The 18,551-nt window shown below is 54.2% G+C and carries 13 protein-coding genes; 8 read left to right on the forward strand and 5 right to left on the reverse strand.

Going from position 1 to position 18,551, the window contains the following annotated elements:
- Nucleotides 1-110: 110 nt before the first annotated feature.
- Complete coding sequence (locus M8370_RS03515; RefSeq protein WP_250020490.1) at nucleotides 111-1,004, forward strand: YcbJ family phosphotransferase; 894 nt, start codon at nucleotides 111-113, stop codon at nucleotides 1,002-1,004.
- Here M8370_RS03515 and elyC read toward each other — a convergent pair.
- Nucleotides 981-1,760 carry an envelope biogenesis factor ElyC gene (gene elyC, locus M8370_RS03520; RefSeq protein WP_129327632.1) on the reverse strand — a complete coding sequence of 260 codons (780 nt, stop codon included), beginning with the start codon at nucleotides 1,758-1,760 and terminating at the stop codon, nucleotides 981-983. The two genes, M8370_RS03515 and elyC, sit on opposite strands and share 24 nt — an antisense overlap.
- A 124-nt stretch (nucleotides 1,761-1,884) precedes the next feature.
- Here elyC and cmoM point away from each other — a divergent pair, with 124 nt between their 5' ends.
- The 7 genes from cmoM (at nucleotide 1,885) to M8370_RS03555 (ending at nucleotide 12,520) form a co-directional block, all read left to right on the forward strand.
- Nucleotides 1,885-2,664 carry a tRNA uridine 5-oxyacetic acid(34) methyltransferase CmoM gene (gene cmoM, locus M8370_RS03525; RefSeq protein ID WP_013097296.1) on the forward strand — a complete coding sequence of 260 codons (780 nt, stop codon included), beginning with the start codon at nucleotides 1,885-1,887 and terminating at the stop codon, nucleotides 2,662-2,664.
- Between the two features lie 3 nt (nucleotides 2,665-2,667).
- Nucleotides 2,668-3,990, forward strand: coding sequence for a chromosome partition protein MukF (mukF, locus tag M8370_RS03530; RefSeq protein WP_013097295.1), 1,323 nt, complete (start codon nucleotides 2,668-2,670; stop codon nucleotides 3,988-3,990).
- Entirely contained in the window at nucleotides 3,971-4,675 is a 705-nt protein-coding gene (gene mukE, locus M8370_RS03535) for a chromosome partition protein MukE (RefSeq protein WP_013097294.1), read from the forward strand. The genes mukF and mukE overlap by 20 nt, the downstream gene beginning before the upstream one ends.
- Nucleotides 4,675-9,123, forward strand: coding sequence for a chromosome partition protein MukB (gene mukB, locus M8370_RS03540; protein ID WP_250020491.1), 4,449 nt, complete (start codon nucleotides 4,675-4,677; stop codon nucleotides 9,121-9,123). Before mukE ends, mukB begins: the two co-directional genes overlap by 1 nt.
- A 179-nt stretch (nucleotides 9,124-9,302) precedes the next feature.
- On the forward strand, nucleotides 9,303-11,126 hold the full coding sequence (ldtD, locus tag M8370_RS03545) for a L,D-transpeptidase (protein ID WP_250020492.1): 1,824 nt from the start codon (nucleotides 9,303-9,305) through the stop codon (nucleotides 11,124-11,126).
- Between the two features lie 174 nt (nucleotides 11,127-11,300).
- A complete protein-coding gene (mepK, locus tag M8370_RS03550) occupies nucleotides 11,301-11,852 on the forward strand; it encodes a peptidoglycan L,D-endopeptidase MepK (protein ID WP_013097290.1) in 552 nt (183 codons plus the stop codon).
- A 20-nt stretch (nucleotides 11,853-11,872) separates the two neighbouring features.
- On the forward strand, nucleotides 11,873-12,520 hold the full coding sequence (locus M8370_RS03555; protein ID WP_013097289.1) for an MBL fold metallo-hydrolase: 648 nt from the start codon (nucleotides 11,873-11,875) through the stop codon (nucleotides 12,518-12,520).
- Nucleotides 12,521-12,577: 57 nt separating this feature from the next.
- On the opposite strand, the gene M8370_RS03560 is transcribed toward M8370_RS03555, so the two are convergent.
- From M8370_RS03560 to pncB, 4 genes are all read right to left on the reverse strand, one after another.
- Nucleotides 12,578-13,768: an amino acid aminotransferase gene (locus tag M8370_RS03560; RefSeq protein ID WP_029882979.1), complete on the reverse strand. Its 1,191-nt coding sequence runs from the start codon at nucleotides 13,766-13,768 to the stop codon at nucleotides 12,578-12,580.
- Between the two features lie 184 nt (nucleotides 13,769-13,952).
- Nucleotides 13,953-15,011: a porin OmpF gene (ompF, locus tag M8370_RS03565; RefSeq protein WP_045295736.1), complete on the reverse strand. Its 1,059-nt coding sequence runs from the start codon at nucleotides 15,009-15,011 to the stop codon at nucleotides 13,953-13,955.
- 605 nt (nucleotides 15,012-15,616) lie between these two features.
- Nucleotides 15,617-17,017 carry an asparagine--tRNA ligase gene (gene asnS, locus M8370_RS03570; RefSeq protein ID WP_029882977.1) on the reverse strand — a complete coding sequence of 467 codons (1,401 nt, stop codon included), beginning with the start codon at nucleotides 17,015-17,017 and terminating at the stop codon, nucleotides 15,617-15,619.
- A 165-nt stretch (nucleotides 17,018-17,182) separates the two neighbouring features.
- A complete protein-coding gene (gene pncB, locus M8370_RS03575; protein WP_029882976.1) occupies nucleotides 17,183-18,385 on the reverse strand; it encodes a nicotinate phosphoribosyltransferase in 1,203 nt (400 codons plus the stop codon).
- Nucleotides 18,386-18,551: the final 166 nt, after the last annotated feature.

The raw sequence follows: 18,551 nt of genomic DNA on the forward strand, positions 1-18,551 counted from the left end.
ACTCCGCCGTTTATTTTCTCTTATCTTTTCCATAATTGATCTCCGCAGGGTGACATCTGCGTCCTGCGCGCTCATTATAAAAGCAGTAGTCTTAATGGGGGTAATCTCATATGGAACAGCTGCGTGCCGAACTGAGTCACCTGCTTGGCGAGAAGTTAAGCCGGGTGGAATGTGTAAGTGAAAAGGCAGATACCGCGCTCTGGTCGTTGTACGACAGTCAGGGAAACCCAATGCCTCTGATGGCCCGAAGCTTTACCTCGCCGGGTGTGGCCAGGCAGCTCGCCTGGAAAATTTCAATGCTCGCGCGGCAAGGAACCGTGCGTATGCCGACGGTTTACGGAGTGATGACGCATGAAGAGCACCCCGGTCCGGATGTTCTGCTGATTGAGCGTTTACGCGGCGTATCCGTTGAAGCCCCGGCGCGTACACCGGAGCGCTGGGAACAGCTGAAAGACCAGATTGTGGAGGCTCTGCTGGCCTGGCACCGGCAGGATAGCCGTGGCCTTGTGGGACCCGTCGACAGCACTCAGGAAAATCTCTGGCCGCTGTGGTATCGCCAGCGGGTGGAGGTGCTGTGGGGAACGCTTAATCAGTTCAACAACACCGGCTTGACCATGCAGGATAAACGTATCCTGTTCCGCACCCGGGAGTGTTTACCGGCGCTGTTTGTAGGCTTTAACGACAACTGCGTGTTGATACACGGTAATTTTACCCTGCGTAGCATGCTTAAAGATTCTCGTAGCGACCAGCTTCTGGCGATGCTGGGGCCAGGGGTCATGCTCTGGGCTCCGCGCGAGTACGACTTGTTCAGGCTCAGCGACAGCGCGGCCGCTGAAGGCTTGCTGTGGCACTATCTGCAGCGCGCGCCCGTTGCGGAGGCGTTTCTCTGGCGGCGCTGGCTTTATTTATTGTGGGATGAAGTGGCGCAGCTGGTGAATACCGGACGTTTCAACCGCGCCAACTTTGACCTTGCGACAAAATCACTCCTGCCCTGGCTCGCCTGAGGAGCCTTTCAGCCACTGCCAGACGCGTCCCAGCGTCTCATAGCCGACGCGATCGCTATGCATCAACCACATCGGGGACGGGATCATCCGTTCCCATGGGTTTAGCGGGGCGTTAATGGCCATCTGGTTCGCCGGCGCGGGAAGCGGGTGCAGTCCTTGTTTTTCGAAGAAAATCATTGCCCTTGGCAGATGCGATGCAGATGTAACCAGTAAGAACGGAACATCGCCAATAGCCTGTTTCACCGCGGCGGCTTCTTCTTCGGTATCTTTCGGACTGTCCAGCGTGATAATAGCGGAGCGCGGCACGCCGAGGGATTCTGCCACCCTGGCGCCGGCTTCAGCCGTGCTGACCGGGTTGGTTTTGGCTGGCGCGCCAGTGAAGATCATTTTCGATCCCGGATTAGCCAGCCACAGGCGAATACCTTCGTTCAGGCGCGGCAGGCTGTTATTGATCAGGTTGGAGCTGGGAGCCCAGTTTGGATCCCAGGTATACCCGCCGCCCAGCACCACGATGTACTCCACCTTCTGGTTTCCCTGCCAGGTTGGGTAGGTGTTTTCGATGGGACGTAACAGTTTGTCTGCGACAGGTTGCAGGCTCAGCAGCAGCAGTACCAGCCAGCCGAAGGTGATCAGCGTTTTGCCACTTTTCTGAAAGCGACTAAACCACACCAGCCCCAGCCCCAGCGCGATGATGAGCAGCAGTAGCGGAAGGGGAAGCATCATGCCTCCAATGTATTTCTTCAGGGTAAAAAGCATCCTTTTTGGTTCCTTTTTTAACCATATAGCAGGCGAATACCCGTGATATTACACCAGAGAGGTTCATTCTCCGCGCGGGTGTGACAAAATAGCGGTTTTGCAGTTAGCGAGTGGAACTCTCCCAATGCGGGATCGCAATTTTGATGACATCGCGGAAAAGTTTTCGCGCAACATATACGGCACCACAAAAGGGCAGTTACGTCAGACGATCCTCTGGCAGGATCTGGACACCATTCTGGCCACGTATGGCGGTCAAACGTTGCGCGTGCTTGACGCCGGAGGCGGTGAAGGGCAGACGGCCATAAAAATGGCTGAGCGCGGTCATCACGTCACACTTTGCGATCTTTCTGCTGAGATGGTTGCGCGTGCCACGCGTGCAGCAGAGGAGAAAGGTGTGAGCGACAACATGCATTTTGTACAATGCGCCGCTCAGGACATCGCACAGCATTTGGAAACCCAGGTTGATCTGATATTGTTTCATGCGGTGCTGGAATGGGTAGCCGATCCGTTAAGCGTGTTACAAACCCTGTGGTCGATGCTACGCCCGGGCGGTACGCTGTCGCTGATGTTCTACAATGCTAACGGCTTCCTGATGCACAACATGGTTGCGGGCAACTTCGACTATGTTCAGGTCGGAATGCCGAAAAAGAAAAAGCGCACGCTTTCCCCGGACTATCCGCGCGATCCCCAGCAGGTTTACGGCTGGCTGGAAGAGATTGGCTGGCAGATAACCGGGAAGACGGGCGTCAGGGTGTTTCATGATTATCTGCGTGAAAAACACAAACAGCGTGACTGTTTTGACACCTTAACAGAATTAGAAACGCGGTATTGCCGTCAGGAACCGTTTATCAGTCTTGGCCGCTATATTCACGTCACCGCGCACAAGCCGCAGATGCAAGGATAACCTATGAGTGAATTTTCCCAGACAGTCCCCGAACTGGTTGCCTGGGCCAGGAAAAATGATTTCTCCATCTCGCTGCCGGTAGACAGACTCTCTTTCCTGCTGGCGGTTGCCACGCTGAACGGCGAACGGCTCGATGGCGAAATGAGCGAGGGTGAACTGGTGGATGCGTTCCGCCATGTGAGTGATGCGTTTGAGCAAACCAGCGAAACCATTAGCGTGCGTGCCAACAACGCAATCAACGATATGGTGCGTCAACGTCTGCTGAACCGCTTTACCAGCGAGCAGGCGGAAGGTAACGCCATTTATCGACTGACGCCACTGGGCATCGGCATTACCGATTACTACATCCGCCAGCGTGAGTTTTCCACGCTGCGTCTTTCCATGCAGCTCTCGATTGTGGCGGGTGAACTCAAGCGTGCAGCCGATGCCGCGGATGAAAACGGTGATGAATTCCACTGGCACCGCAACGTCTACGCGCCGCTGAAATATTCGGTAGCGGAGATTTTTGACAGTATCGATCTGACCCAGCGTCTGATGGACGAACAGCAGCAGCAGGTGAAAGATGATATCGCGCAGCTGCTGAATAAAGACTGGCGTGCGGCCATCTCCAGCTGTGAACTGCTGCTGTCGGAAACTTCCGGCACGCTGCGTGAACTGCAGGATACGCTGGAGGCCGCAGGCGATAAGCTCCAGGCCAACCTACTGCGCATTCAGGATGCGACTATGGCACATGACGATCTGCATTTTATCGACCGTCTGGTCTTTGATTTGCAGAGCAAGCTCGATCGCATCATTAGCTGGGGCCAGCAATCGATTGACCTGTGGATCGGTTACGATCGTCATGTACATAAATTTATCCGTACCGCTATCGATATGGATAAAAACCGCGTCTTTGCTCAGCGTCTGCGTCAGTCTGTTCAAACCTACTTCGATGCGCCGTGGGCGCTAACCTACGCCAATGCCGATCGTCTGCTCGATATGCGTGACGAAGAGATGGCGCTGCGTGATGAAGAGGTAACCGGTGAGCTGCCACCGGATCTGGAATACGAAGAATTTAACGAAATTCGTGAGCAACTTGCGGCCATGATCGAAGAACAGCTCGCTGTCTACAAAACCAGACAGGTTCCGCTGGATCTTGGTCTCGTGGTGCGCGACTATCTGGCGCAATATCCTCGCGCGCGCCACTTCGACGTTGCCCGCATTGTGGTAGACCAGGCGGTTCGCCTGGGTATCGCGCAAGCAGATTTCACCGGACTGCCGCCGAAGTGGCAGCCGATTAACGATTACGGAGCCAAGGTACAGGCGCATGTCATTGACAAATATTGAACAAGTGATGCCATTAAAGCTGGCACAGGCGCTGGCGAATCCGTTATTTCCGGCGCTGGACAGCCAGCTGCGTGCCGGTCGTCATATTGGCCTCGACGAGCTGGATAATCACGCCTTTTTGATGGACTTCCAGGAGTATCTGGAAGAGTTTTACGCACGCTATAACGTTGAGCTTATCCGCGCGCCGGAAGGTTTCTTCTACCTGCGTCCGCGTTCCACCACGCTTATTCCGCGCTCCGTGCTTTCCGAGCTGGATATGATGGTCGGCAAAATTCTGTGCTACCTCTACCTCAGCCCGGAACGTCTGGCAAATGAAGGGATCTTCACCCAGCAGGAGCTTTACGATGAGCTGTTGACGCTGGCCGACGAAAGCAAGCTGCTGAAGCTTGTGAACAACCGTTCAACGGGGTCGGATCTCGATCGTCAGAAATTGCAGGAAAAAGTTCGCTCTTCTCTGAACCGTCTGCGTCGTCTGGGGATGGTCTGGTTTATGGGCCACGACAGCAGCAAATTCCGCATTACGGAATCTGTTTTCCGCTTCGGTGCCGACGTGCGTGCGGGCGACGACGCGCGTGAAGCGCAGCTTCGTATGATCCGCGACGGTGAGGCGATGCCGGTGGAAAACCATTTGCAGCTCAATGACGAGCCTGAAGACAATCAGCCGGATAGCGGGGAGGAAGAGTAATGATTGAACGCGGTAAATTTCGCTCACTAACGCTGATTAACTGGAACGGTTTCTTTGCCCGAACCTTTGATCTCGATGAGCTGGTGACAACGCTCTCCGGCGGTAACGGTGCGGGTAAATCCACCACCATGGCGGCCTTTGTGACGGCGCTGATCCCTGATTTGACGCTGCTGCACTTCCGTAACACCACCGAAGCGGGCGCGACAAGCGGCTCCCGCGATAAAGGCCTGCACGGTAAGCTCAAAGCTGGCGTCTGTTATTCGGTGCTGGATGTGATCAACTCCCGTCACCAGCGTGTGGTGGTGGGCGTGCATCTGCAGCAGGTCGCCGGTCGCGATCGAAAAGTGGATATCAAGCCGTTCGCGATTCAGGGCCTGCCAACCTCAATGCAGCCAACGGCGCTGCTGACGGAAACGCTCAATGAGCGCCAGGCGCGCGTACTCACGCTGCAGGAGCTGAAAGACAAGCTCGAAGCTATCGAAGGCGTGCAGTTCAAGCAGTTCAACTCAATTACCGATTACCACTCCCTGATGTTCGATCTGGGCGTGGTGGCGCGTCGTCTGCGTACCGCATCCGACCGCAGCAAATATTACCGTCTGATTGAAGCCTCCCTGTACGGCGGGATCTCCAGCGCCATTACCCGCTCCCTGCGCGACTACCTGTTGCCGGAAAACAGCGGCGTGCGTAAGGCCTTCCAGGACATGGAAGCCGCGCTGCGTGAAAACCGCATGACGCTGGAAGCGATTCGCGTTACCCAGTCTGACCGCGATCTGTTTAAACACCTGATCAGTGAAGCCACCAACTATGTGGCGGCGGATTATATGCGTCACGCCAACGAGCGCCGCGTGCATCTCGATCAGGCATTAGAGTACCGCCGCGAGCTGTTCACCTCCCGTAAACAGCTGGTGGCTGAGCAGTATAAGCACGTTGAAATGGCCCGTGAACTGGGCGAACACAACGGGGCTGAGGGCGATCTGGAAGCCGATTATCAGGCCGCCAGCGATCACCTGAACCTGGTTCAGACCGCGCTGCGCCAGCAGGAAAAAATCGAGCGCTACGAAGCCGATCTCGATGAACTGCAAATTCGTCTCGAAGAGCAAAACGAAGTGGTGGCCGAAGCCGCCGACATGCAGGAAGAGAACGAAGCGCGTGCCGAAGCCGCCGAACTGGAAGTGGATGAACTGAAAAGCCAGCTCGCCGATTACCAGCAGGCGCTGGACGTGCAGCAGACGCGAGCGATTCAGTACAACCAGGCCCTGCAGGCATTGCAGCGTGCGAAAGAGCTATGCCATCTGCCTGACCTGACGCCGGACAGCGCCGACGAATGGCTGGACACCTTCCAGGCGAAAGAGCAGGAAGCCACGGAAAAACTGCTCTCCCTGGAACAGAAAATGAGCGTCGCGCAGACCGCGCACAGCCAGTTTGAACAAGCTTATCAGCTGGTGGTGGCGATTAACGGCCCGCTGGCGCGAAACGAAGCGTGGGACGTAGCTCGCGAGTTGCTGCGCGACGGCGTCAACCAGCGTCATCTGGCCGAACAGGTGCAACCGCTGCGTATGCGTCTGAACGAGCTGGAACAGCGTCTGCGCGAGCAGCAGGAGGCCGAGCGTCTGCTGGCCGAGTTCTGTAAGCGTCAGGGTAAACATTACGATATTGACGATCTCGAGGCTCTGCACCAGGAGCTTGAAGCCCGTATCGCCGCTCTTTCCGATACGGTATCCAGCGCCAGCGAACAGCGGATGACGCTGCGTCAGGAGCTGGAGCAGCTCCAGTCCCGCTCGCAGACGCTGTTGCAACGCGCACCCGTCTGGCTGGCGGCGCAAAGCAGCCTGAACCAGCTCAGCGAACAGTGCGGTGAAACGTTCGAATCCAGCCAGGAAGTGACCGAATATCTGCAACAGCTGCTTGAGCGCGAGCGCGAGGCGATTGTTGAGCGTGATGAAGTTGGCGCGCGCAAGCGCGAGGTTGACGAAGAGATTGAACGCTTAAGCCAGCCGGGCGGTGCGGAAGATGCACGCCTGAATACGCTGGCGGAGCGTTTCGGTGGCGTACTGCTGTCAGAAATTTATGATGACGTGGGTCTGGACGATGCACCGTACTTCTCCGCGCTGTATGGCCCGTCGCGTAACGCGATTGTGGTGCCGGATCTGTCTCTGATTGCCGAACAGCTCGAAGGGCTGGAAGATTGCCCGGAAGATCTCTATCTGATCGAAGGGGATCCGCAATCGTTCGATGACAGCGTGTTCAGCGTTGACGAGCTGGAAAAAGCGGTAGTGGTGAAAATCGCTGACCGTCAGTGGCGTTACTCGCGCTTCCCGGAACTTCCTCTGTTTGGCCGCGCCGCGCGTGAAAGTCGTATTGAGAGCCTGCACGCTGAGCGTGAAACACTGTCTGAACGTTTTGCGACGTTGTCGTTTGACGTGCAGAAAACCCAGCGCCTGCATCAGGCATTTAGCCGCTTTATCGGTAGCCATCTGGGAGTGGCCTTTGAGGCTGACCCGGAAGCGGAAATTCGCAAGCTCAACACCCGCCGTGGCGAGCTTGAGCGCGCAATTGCCAGCCATGAAAATGACAACCAGCAGAGCCGCGTTCAGTTTGAACAGGCGAAAGAGGGCGTTGCTGCCCTGAACCGCATTCTGCCGCGTCTGAATCTGCTGGCGGACGATACGCTGGCTGACCGTGTGGATGAAATCCAGGAACGTCTGGATGAAGCGCAGGAAGCCGCACGCTTCGTTCAGCAACACGGTAATCAGCTGGCGAAGCTGGAGCCGGTCGTTTCGGTGCTTCAGAGCGATCCAGAGCAGTTTGAGCAGCTAAAAGAAGATTATGCCTGGTCCCAGCAGGTGCAGCGTGAAGCACGCCAGCAGGCGTTTGCCCTGACGGAAGTGGTGCAGCGTCGCGCTCACTTCGGCTACTCTGACTCGGCGGAAATGCTGAGCGGTAACAGCGATCTGAACGAGAAATTACGCCAGCGCCTTGAGCAGGCTGAAGCGGAACGTACGCGTGCCCGTGAAGCGATGCGTAGCCACGCGGCCCAGTTGAACCAGTACAACCAGGTTCTGGCCTCGCTAAAAAGCTCCTTTGATACCAAGAAAGAGCTGTTAAACGATCTGCAAAAAGAGCTGCAGGACATCGGCGTCCGTGCCGACAGCGGGGCAGAAGAGCGGGCGCGTGTTCGTCGTGATGAGCTGCATGCCCAGCTGAGCAATAACCGTGCGCGTCGTAATCAGCTGGAAAAAGCGCTGACCTTCTGTGAAGCGGAGATGGATAACCTGACCCGCCGCCTGCGCAAGCTGGAGCGCGACTACCATGAAATGCGCGAGCAGGTGGTATCTGCGAAGGCAGGCTGGTGCGCGGTGATGCGCCTGGTGAAAGACAATAATGTTGAACGCCGTCTGCATCGTCGTGAACTGGCGTACCTCTCTGCGGATGAACTGCGATCCATGTCGGATAAGGCGTTGGGTGCGCTGCGTCTGGCGGTGGCCGATAACGAACATCTGCGCGATGTGCTGCGTATGTCTGAAGATCCGAAGCGTCCTGAGCGTAAAATTCAGTTCTTCGTGGCGGTATACCAGCATCTGCGTGAGCGTATTCGTCAGGACATCATCCGTACCGACGATCCGGTCGAAGCCATTGAACAGATGGAAATTGAACTGGGGCGCCTGACGGAAGAGCTGACCTCCCGTGAACAGAAGCTGGCTATCAGCTCCCGTAGCGTGGCGAACATCATCCGCAAGACCATTCAGCGCGAGCAGAACCGTATTCGCCAGCTGAACCAGGGTCTGCAGAGCGTATCGTTTGGTCAGGTGAACAGCGTACGTCTGAATGTAAACGTCCGTGAAGCGCACTCTACGCTGCTGGATGTGCTCTCTGAGCAGCATGAACAGCATCAGGATCTGTTTAACAGCAACCGTCTGACCTTCTCTGAAGCGCTGGCGAAGCTGTATCAGCGTCTGAATCCGCAGATTGATATGGGGCAACGTACGCCGCAAACCATCGGTGAAGAGCTGCTGGATTACCGTAACTACCTGGAGATGGAAGTTGAGGTTAACCGTGGTTCAGACGGCTGGCTGCGTGCGGAATCCGGGGCACTGTCGACCGGTGAAGCTATCGGTACCGGGATGTCGATTCTGGTGATGGTGGTGCAGAGCTGGGAAGATGAAGCGCGTCGTCTGCGCGGCAAAGATATTTCCCCATGCCGTCTGCTGTTCCTTGATGAGGCAGCGCGTCTGGATGCCCGCTCCATCGCCACGCTGTTTGAGCTCTGCGAACGTCTGGATATGCAGCTCATCATTGCGGCACCGGAAAATATTAGTCCGGAAAAAGGCACAACCTATAAACTGGTGCGTAAAGTGTTCCAGAACAGCGAGCACGTTCATGTTGTAGGCCTGCGTGGCTTTGCTCCGCAGCCGCCGGAGTCCTTACCGGGCACAGCAGACGCCTCCTGAGGCGTGTTGTTACAAAGTGCGGCGCATTAGCGCCGCTTTTTTTTACGCTTAACTTATGCTTACGGCTGCGTTATCTTTAAACTTCTTTACATAAGGTAAGGCAACTGCGTTTGTGCCTTCCTATAATGAATAAAAGCCCCAGTGTGATGGGCATGTCGTGAGAAAACAGGGGGCAAGGGATGTTGCTAAAGAAAAATCGTGGTCATCAGCTGTCAGCGTTGAGTTTTTGTCTGGCGGTGATGTTTGCTCCACTGTTAAGCGCTCAGGCCGATGAGCCTGAAGTTGTACCGTCAGACAGTTCCGCGACGATGGGTGCGCAGCCGACGTCGCTGTCACAACCGCTGGATCAATCTCCGGCGACGGCCATTTTAGCGGGTATCAGACCGCTACCCGAAGGTATCGACACCGGCGCGCTCCGCCAGCAGCTTCTAACCGGGCTTCCAGCAGGATACACGCCTGCCTACATTAACCAGCTTACGCTGCTTTATGCCGCGCGTGATATGAAGCCGATGTGGGAAAACCGGGACGCCGTGCGCGCTTTCCAGCAGCAGCTGGCGGAAGTCGCCATTGCAGGTTTTCAGCCGCAATTCACCACCTGGGTTGAACTCCTCACCGATCCAGCCGTTACCGGTCAGGCGCGTGATGTGGTGCTGTCTGATGCCATGATGGGCTACCTCCAGTTCGTGGCGGGCATTCCGGTCAATGGCAACCGCTGGTTATACAGTCAAAAAACATACAAGCTGGCGACGCCTGCGCTGTCGGTCATTAACCAGTGGCAACTGGCGCTGGACAACGGTGACCTGCCGCGCTTTATCGCAAGCCTGGCACCGGCCCATCCGCAGTATGCCACCATGCATCAGTCGCTGCTTGAGCTGGTTGCCGATTCCCGCCCGTGGCCTCAGGTGCGTGGCACAACCACGCTTCGTCCGGGACAGTGGAGCAGCGATGTCCCGGCGATCCGCGAAATTATGAAACGCTCCGGCATTCTCGAAAGCGGTCCTAAGATTGCGCTGCCCGGCGACGATACGCAAAGCGCGGTCGTCAGCCCGTCGGCCCCGGTAAAAGAGAAAAAGGCCGTTGCACAGAGCAACAAACCCGCCGCCTACGATCGCGAACTGGTCGCGGCGGTTAAGCAGTTCCAGGCCGCGCAGGGGCTGGGCGCAGACGGGGTGATCGGTCCATCCACCCGCGACTGGCTGAACGTCTCGCCTGCCCAGCGTGCTGGGGTGCTGGCGCTAAATATCCAGCGCTTACGTCTTCTGCCGGGAACACTGTCGACCGGGATTATGGTGAATATTCCAGCGTATTCGCTGGTTTATTATCAGAACGGTAGCGAGGTGCTGGCGTCGCGTGTGATTGTCGGACGTCCTGACCGTAAAACGCCAATGATGAGCAGCGCCCTGAATAACGTAGTGGTAAACCCGCCGTGGAACGTGCCGCCGACGCTGGCGCGCAAGGATATTCTGCCTAAGGTCTGGAACGATCCTGGCTATCTGGAGCGTCATAACTATACGGTGATCCGCGGCTGGAACAGCAAAGAGACGATCGATCCGTGGATGGTTGACTGGTCAACAATTACGCCGTCGAACCTGCCATTCCGTTTCCAGCAGGCACCGGGTGCGCATAACTCGCTGGGGCGCTATAAATTCAACATGCCAAGTTCGGATGCTATCTATCTGCATGATACGCCGAACCATAACCTGTTCCAGAAAGATGCCCGTGCGCTCAGCTCAGGCTGCGTTCGTGTGAATAAGGCATCGGAACTGGCGAATATGCTGTTGCAGGATGCGGGCTGGAACGACACGCGGATTTCCGATGCCCTCAAGCAGGGGGACACCCGTTACGTTAACATTCGACACAATATACCGGTCAATCTTTACTATCTGACGGCGTTTGTTGGCGAAGATGGACGTACCCAGTATCGTACAGATATTTACAATTATGATCTCACGGCGCGATCCGGCGCACAAATTTTGCCAAAAGCTGAACAATTAATCAGGTAAATGAAGCAGTTCGGGAAAATAGGTTGTCGTAAGTTAGGGCAAATACGTGGCGATATGGCTGGAAGCCGCGTGTTTGCTGGGGTTGGGTGCCTTGACGTCGTCGGCTTTGCCAGTTAAGGTGCCCTTCGTGCGCTAAGCATATTACGATTTCTTTGACCTGTAGACCTGATTATCATGGACAAATTTGACGCTAATCGCCGCAAACTGCTGGCGTTAGGTGGCGTTGCGCTCGGCGCAGCGGCCATCCTGCCGACGCCAGCATTTGCCACCCTCTCGACACCTCGTCCGCGTATTTTAACGCTCAACAATCTGCATACTGGTGAGTCGCTAAAAGCGGAATTCTTCGATGGCAGAGGCTATATTCAGGATGAATTAGCAAGACTTAACCATTTTTTCCGTGATTTCCGCGCGAATAAAGTAAAAGCCATCGACCCAGGATTATTTGACCAGTTGTTCCGCCTTCAGGGCCTGCTGGGTACCAGCAAGCCGGTGCAACTCATTTCGGGTTATCGTTCCATTGATACCAATAATGAATTGCGCGCCCGCAGCCGTGGGGTAGCGAAAAAAAGCTATCACACCAGGGGACAGGCAATGGATTTCCATATTGAAGGCGTTTCGTTAGCCAATATTCGCAAAGCTGCGTTATCTATGCGCGCAGGTGGTGTAGGATATTACCCAAGTAGTAACTTTGTGCATATTGATACCGGTCCAGTTCGGCACTGGTAATAACGAAACACAGGAGCAGTATGAACTATCGTATTATTCCGGTTACGGCGTTCTCCCAGAATTGTTCATTGATCTGGTGTGAGCAAACCAAACTGGCCGCGCTTGTCGATCCCGGCGGTGACGCTGAGAAGATCAAACAGGAAGTTGCAGAAAGCGGTGTGACGCTGATGCAGATTTTACTGACGCATGGTCACCTTGACCATGTCGGCGCAGCGGCGGAGCTGGCACAGCACTATGGAGTGCCGGTGATCGGTCCGGAAAAAGAAGATGAGTTCTGGCTGCAGGGTTTGCCAGCCCAAAGCCGCATGTTTGGCCTCGATGAGTGTCAGCCATTGACGCCCGATCGCTGGTTAAACGAAGGAGAGCGTGTGAACGTAGGGAATGTGACTTTACAGGTGTTGCATTGTCCTGGGCATACGCCAGGCCATATTGTCTTCTTTGATGACCAGTCCCGTCTGCTGATTTCCGGCGATGTGATCTTCAAAGGTGGCGTAGGACGCAGCGATTTCCCGCGTGGCGACCACGGACAGCTGATCCAGTCGATTAAACAGAAGTTATTGCCACTGGGTGATGACGTGACGTTTATCCCTGGACACGGCCCGATGTCGACGCTGGGCTACGAGCGGGTGCATAACCCCTTCCTTCAGGATGAAATGCCTGTCTGGTAAATCCGGATAATAAAAAAAGCCTGCATAGTGCAGGCTTTTTTGTGGGCGCTAATTACATTACAGTACGGCGACAATCGCTTCGCACAGTGGCGCCATGTTGTCAGGGGTCATACCTGCAACGTTCACGCGGCCAGAGGCCACGGCGTACACGCCAAACTCTTCACGCAGACGCAGAACCTGTTCTTTGGTCAGGCCACTGAAAGAGAACATACCGTTCTGCTTAGTAATAAAGCTGAAATCACGGTCTGCACCTTTCTCTGCCAGGGTGTTCACAAACAGCAGGCGCATGCGCTGAATACGCTGACGCATATCGTTGAGCTCTTGCTCCCAAATCGCGCGGAGCGCATCGTTGCTCAGGATGGTGGCAACGACAGAGGCACCGTGTGCTGGTGGGTTAGAGTAGTTAGCGCGGATAACTGATTTCATCTGGCTGAACGCACGATCGGCAGTCTCTTCGTTTGCTGCGACCAGCGTGCAGGCACCAACACGCTCATTGTACAGGCCAAAGTTCTTAGAGTAGGAGCTAGCAACGATCAGTTCCTGATGGACGGCTGCGAAAGCGCGCAGACCTTCAGCGTCTTCTTCCAGACCACGGGCGAAGCCCTGGTAAGCGAAGTCAAACAGCGGCAGCCAGCCTTTTTCGACAGACAGTTTCGCCAGTTGTTCCCACTGTTCAAGCGTCGGATCAATGCCGGTTGGGTTGTGGCAGCAGCCGTGGAACAGTACCACGTCGCCCGCCTGGGCTTCACTCAGGCTCGCCAGCAGACCGTCGAAGTCCAGAGCATGGTTTGCGGCGTCGTAGTAGGCATATTCGCGCACTTCCAGACCCGCAGAGTTAAAGACGCTCTTATGGTTCGGCCAGCTTGGGTTGCTTACCCATACGCGCTTAACAGCGGTATTTTTTGCAAGGAAATCCGCCGCCACGCGCAGTGCGCCGGTACCGCCAGGCGTTTGTGCTGTGCGCGCGCGTTTGTCGCTCACAATTGTACTACCTTTACCGAACAGCAGCTCCTGCGTGCAACGACCAAACTCAGGGATACCATCAATACCGAGGTAGTTCTTGGTGGTTTCATTTTCCAGCAGATACTGCTCAGCTTTTTTTACGCTGGTCAGTACCGGGGTTTTGCCGGTTTCATCTTTATATACACCAATACCCAGGTTGATTTTGCCAGGGCGGTCGTCGGCACGAAACAGATCGGCCAGGCCCAGAATAGGGTCGGCAGGAGCGGCGGTAATGTTCTCAAACATGACGAAGTTCCATTGTGATTACAGAAGTGAAATCCGCTATCAGGTTAACGGTAGATTTACAAAATGCCAACCGTTTGCGACGAAAAGCGTGCGGCTTTTCAAAAGTCGCCATTATTTTCTGTCAGGCATAAAAAAACAGGGCCGAAGCCCTGTTCATTAAGCATATAACAAAGTGGTGTACTGATTAGAACTGGTAAACGAGACCCAGTGCTACGATGTCATCATTGCTGATGCCCAGTTTGTTGTCATCTTTCAGCTGGTTGATCTGGTAGTCAACATAGGTGGACATGTTTTTGTTGAAGTAGTAAGTCGCGCCGATGTCGATGTAGTTGATGAAATCTTCATCACCAATGCCTTCTACGTCTTTCGCTTTAGATTTGTAGTAAGCGATGGATGGACGCAGACCGAAGTCGAACTGATACTGAGCGACAACAGAGAAGTCCTGAGATTTGTTAGCGAAACCTTTGCTGCTCAAACGCGCGGCGTTGTGCATTTCGCCGTACAACGCTGCCAGGTAAATATTGTTTGCGTCATACTTCAGGCCAGTTGCCCACTGCTCAGCCTTATCGCCTTTACCCCAGGCCAGAGTCTGCTGGTTGTTGGTACGGTCAGCTGCGCCGTAAGCACCGACGATGCCGAAGCCATCGAAATCATAGCTCAGAGAGGTTGCCCAGCCATCGCCGTTAGAACGTACTGCTTCAGTACGCTCATTTTTGCCCAGGTACTGAACGCCAAAGTTCAGACCGTCAACCAGGCCGAAGAAGCCGCTGTTACGGTAAGTCGCCAGACCACCATTACGGCTGGAGAAGAAGTTATCGCTTTTGCCAGTGTCGCCACCGAACTCTGGCAGCATATCGGTGATGCCGATTGCATCATAAACCAGGCCATAGTTACGGCCGTAGTCGAAGGAACCTGCATCACCGAATTTCAGACCTGCGAACGCCAGACGGGTTTTGTTACCTGTCTGAGCATCGGCGCCTTCAGAGTTGTTACCCTGGAAGTTGTATTCCCACTGACCATAGCCGGTCAGCTGGTCGTTGATTTTGGTTTCGCCTTTGAAGCCCAGACGAGCATAGGTCTGGTCGCCATCGTTGCTGTCATCATCAGAGAAGTAATGCAGACCAACTGCTTTCCCGTACAGATCCAGTTTATTAGAGTCTTTGTTATAGATTTCTGCAGCGTTAGCTGCACCGGCTACCAGCAGGGCAGGGACTACCACTGCCAGAATATTGCGCTTCATCATTATTTATTACCCTCATTGGTTTTTTTATGACACTCGCCACTGCCGCCAATAAATTCCGTCAATAAATATTTCCGGAACTATTGATGAGAGTTTGGTGTCTTTATGTATCTGTCAGGCATCTTTCCATTCATAGAAGCGTTTCGCTAGCCTGAAAGTGCTACAGTTTTCAAGATTGAGTAACAAAAAGAAATTATATGTAACTGAATGTGTATTTTTCGGAACTTTGTGAACCACCTCAAATTTCAGAAAGACCTGGCGAATTAAACGGCAAGAATATTACTATATATATGAATTCCTTATAATTAATTTAGATAAAGGCAATTCGTATACGCGCACCTTCAACGACTCATTTTTTCTTATGACCCAAAAAGGACTTCTGGATGGCTGTGATTTTGGTTGAAATTTGTGCTATCGCTTGAGGATTAAATAATCGCAATAAGAATAGGGTTTATTTTTTGTTCGTAGATATTTCGTGGAAACAAAACGTAACAAGTAGTGGTTGTGACGGGGTCAAAGTTGAAAGGTGCTTACTTTTCGCTGATGAAAATTGACAGAGCAGAATAAAATAATGGCCAGCAAATGCTGGCCATTATGATTTTGGTTACTTAGAAGCTGGCATTACGCGGCGTACGTGGGAACGGAATAACGTCACGTACGTTCTGAACACCTGTGACGTAGGCGATCAGACGTTCGAAGCCCAGACCAAAGCCTGAGTGTGGCACAGTACCGTAACGGCGCAGATCGCGATACCAGCTGTAATCCGCCGGATTGAGCCCCATCTCTTGCATGCGCGCATCCAGCACATCCAGACGCTCTTCACGCTGGGAACCACCGATAATTTCACCAATGCCCGGCGCCAGTACGTCCATTGCGGCAACGGTTTTACCGTCTTCGTTAAGGCGCATATAGAACGCCTTAATGTCTTTCGGGTAGTTTTTCACAACAACCGGTGCTTTGAAGTGCTTCTCAGCCAGGTAACGCTCATGCTCGGAAGAGAGATCCACGCCCCAGTAAACCGGGTTCTCAAACTTCTCACCACATTTCTCGAGAATAGCGACCGCATCAGTGTAATCCACCTGGGCAAAGTCGGAGGAAACAAAGCGCTCCAGACGTGCAATCGCTTCGTTATCGACACGCTCAGCGAAGAATTTCATATCATCAGCACGTTCTTCCAGTACCGCTTTGAAGACGTACTTGAGCATGGCTTCCGCCAGGCCAGCGACATCGTTCAAATCTGCGAAAGCAACTTCAGGCTCCAGCATCCAGAATTCTGCCAGGTGACGGCTGGTGTTGGAGTTTTCCGCACGGAAGGTTGGGCCGAAGGTATAGATTTTAGACAGCGCACAGGCGTAGGTTTCGCCGTTGAGCTGGCCGGATACCGTCAGGAAGGCTTCTTTACCAAAGAAGTCTTTGTCAAAGTCCACTTTACCTTCCGGCGTGCGCGGCAGGTTTTCCAGATCCAGCGTAGAAACGCGGAACATCTCGCCAGCGCCTTCGGTATCGGAGGCGGTGATCAGCGGGGTAGATACCCAGAAATAACCCTGCTCATCGAAGAAGCGATGCAGTGCCTGCGCCAGCGTGTGGCGGACACGGGCCACCGCACCAATCAGGTTGGTGCGTGGGCGCAGGTGAGCCACTTCACGCAGATATTCGATGCTGTGACGTTTTGCGGCCATCGGGTAGGTATCAGGATCTTCAACCCAGCCAGTTACTTCAACGGCAGTGGCCTGAATTTCGAAACTCTGACCCTGGCCCGGTGATGCGACAACCACGCCGGTAACAATTACGGAACAACCGGTTGTCAGGTGCAGAACGTCATCATTGTAATTGGGCAGAGAATTATTAATGACGGCCTGTACAGGATCAAAGCAGGAACCGTCATAGACGGCAAGGAAGGAGATGCCAGCTTTAGAATCTCGGCGGGTACGCACCCATCCGCGCACGGTGACTTCTAGGTCTTCGGCGACACGGCCCTGGAGTACGTCGGCTACAGGCACAACGCTCATAATATTCTCTCTGTTAATAGTCGGAAAAAATAAACACTTGTCCACCCAAATGGGCGGATATCTATGTTACCTGCCATCCGCTATCAGACAAGTAAATTTCGCAGTCAAAAGAGAAGAATTAAGAAATAAATAAGAAGTAGGGAGCCATTTGGCTCCCTTAAGCGCTTAACTGGCTTTTTTGACCTGAGGGAGATCAAAAGCTTTGCGTAACGCGCGGACAAACGCTTTGTCATGACAGATGGTTTTACCCGGGCTATCGGAGAGCTTGGCTACCGGCTTGCCGTTACATTCCACCAGTTTTATCACGATATTCAGCGGTTTTACCTGAGGGATGTCGCAGGTTAAACGGGTGCCAATCCCGAAGCTCAGGTTCACTCGGGTACTGAAATGGCGATAGAGTTCAACCGCTTTCGCGAGATCGAGGTTGTCGGAGAAGACCAGCACCTTGCTCATCGGGTCGATGCCGAGTTTTTCGTAATGCGCGATCGCCTTCTCACCCCATTCAACCGGATCCCCGGAGTCATGACGTAACCCCTGGTAACGCTCAGCGAACTCAGGGCCGAAATCACGCAGGAACGCATCCATGGTGATGCAGTCGGTCAGGGCGATGCCGAGTTGATTCGGATACTCGTCAAGCCACGCGGCCAGTGCGGCGCGTTGACTGTTGGCCAGATCAGGGCTGATCTGCTGATGTGCCTGGAACCATTCGTGTGCCTGGGTACCCATGGGTGTCAGGTTCAGACGACGTGCCAGATCGTAATTACTGGTGCCCACGAACCACGACTCTTGCTGCAGACGCTGAACAATGGCCTGCTGAACGTCGCGGGAGAAACGGCGACGTGTGCCAAAGTCCATCAGACGGAAGCGGGACATATCCAGCCCATCCGTCAGGGTGGCAAACCCTGCGAGTTTGTTTTCCAGCGCGGCCAGTGCCTGAGTCACCCCGGTTTCCGGCGAACGGTAGCGGTGAGCCAGCTCGCTGATCACGGCCAGCAGCGGAACTTCCCACATGATCACTTCACGCCATGGGCCTTCAAGGCGAATATCCAGCTTGCCGTTATCATTCGTGACGGTGACCTGCTCTGGCTTATAACGGAAGTCGCGCAGCCAGTTCAGATAGTCCGCTTTAAAGAAAGGCAGGCCAGAAAGCCACTGATATTCGTCGTCCTGCAACGTCAGATGCTGCATAGCATCGACCTGTTCACGAATGGAATCTGCGTAGATACCGAGCAAGTCGTCGCCACGGCAGCGGAATTCCGCCGCAACATCAACATCATAGTAATGGTGGAAAACGGCTTGCTGCATGTGCAGTTTATACGCGTCGGTATCCAGCAACGTATGCAGAACAGGAGAAGCGAATCGAGTCATAGGTGCGCAGTAGCATCCTCTCACAGGAGCGTTTAGTACAATAAACAACTCCGGAGTATACCTTGTTTAGTGATTTATTGAACCCCGATCACAACATAAGCGCTCTTTATGGTCGAGGGCATTTTGTGCCCCGTGTTATACAAATGTAGCAACAGGGCTGCTAACC

The organism is Enterobacter cloacae complex sp. OE43NF (assembly GCF_023544405.1).
Taxonomy (GTDB): domain Bacteria; phylum Pseudomonadota; class Gammaproteobacteria; order Enterobacterales; family Enterobacteriaceae; genus Enterobacter; species Enterobacter cloacae.

What these genes read in the sequence shown, in the direction of transcription:
- asnS (WP_029882977.1), bottom strand. Translation starts at nt 17,017, where the DNA reads ATGAGCGTTGTGCCTGTAGCCGACGTACTCCAGGGCCGTGTCGCCGAA.
- cmoM (WP_013097296.1), top strand. Translation starts at nt 1,885, where the DNA reads ATGCGGGATCGCAATTTTGATGACATCGCGGAAAAGTTTTCGCGCAAC.
- M8370_RS03560 (WP_029882979.1), bottom strand. Translation starts at nt 13,768, where the DNA reads ATGTTTGAGAACATTACCGCCGCTCCTGCCGACCCTATTCTGGGCCTG.
- ompF (WP_045295736.1), bottom strand. Translation starts at nt 15,011, where the DNA reads ATGATGAAGCGCAATATTCTGGCAGTGGTAGTCCCTGCCCTGCTGGTA.
- mepK (WP_013097290.1), top strand. Translation starts at nt 11,301, where the DNA reads ATGGACAAATTTGACGCTAATCGCCGCAAACTGCTGGCGTTAGGTGGC.
- elyC (WP_129327632.1), bottom strand. Translation starts at nt 1,760, where the DNA reads ATGCTTTTTACCCTGAAGAAATACATTGGAGGCATGATGCTTCCCCTT.
- ldtD (WP_250020492.1), top strand. Translation starts at nt 9,303, where the DNA reads ATGTTGCTAAAGAAAAATCGTGGTCATCAGCTGTCAGCGTTGAGTTTT.
- mukF (WP_013097295.1), top strand. Translation starts at nt 2,668, where the DNA reads ATGAGTGAATTTTCCCAGACAGTCCCCGAACTGGTTGCCTGGGCCAGG.
- pncB (WP_029882976.1), bottom strand. Translation starts at nt 18,385, where the DNA reads ATGACTCGATTCGCTTCTCCTGTTCTGCATACGTTGCTGGATACCGAC.
- M8370_RS03555 (WP_013097289.1), top strand. Translation starts at nt 11,873, where the DNA reads ATGAACTATCGTATTATTCCGGTTACGGCGTTCTCCCAGAATTGTTCA.
- mukE (WP_013097294.1), top strand. Translation starts at nt 3,971, where the DNA reads ATGTCATTGACAAATATTGAACAAGTGATGCCATTAAAGCTGGCACAG.
- mukB (WP_250020491.1), top strand. Translation starts at nt 4,675, where the DNA reads ATGATTGAACGCGGTAAATTTCGCTCACTAACGCTGATTAACTGGAAC.
- M8370_RS03515 (WP_250020490.1), top strand. Translation starts at nt 111, where the DNA reads ATGGAACAGCTGCGTGCCGAACTGAGTCACCTGCTTGGCGAGAAGTTA.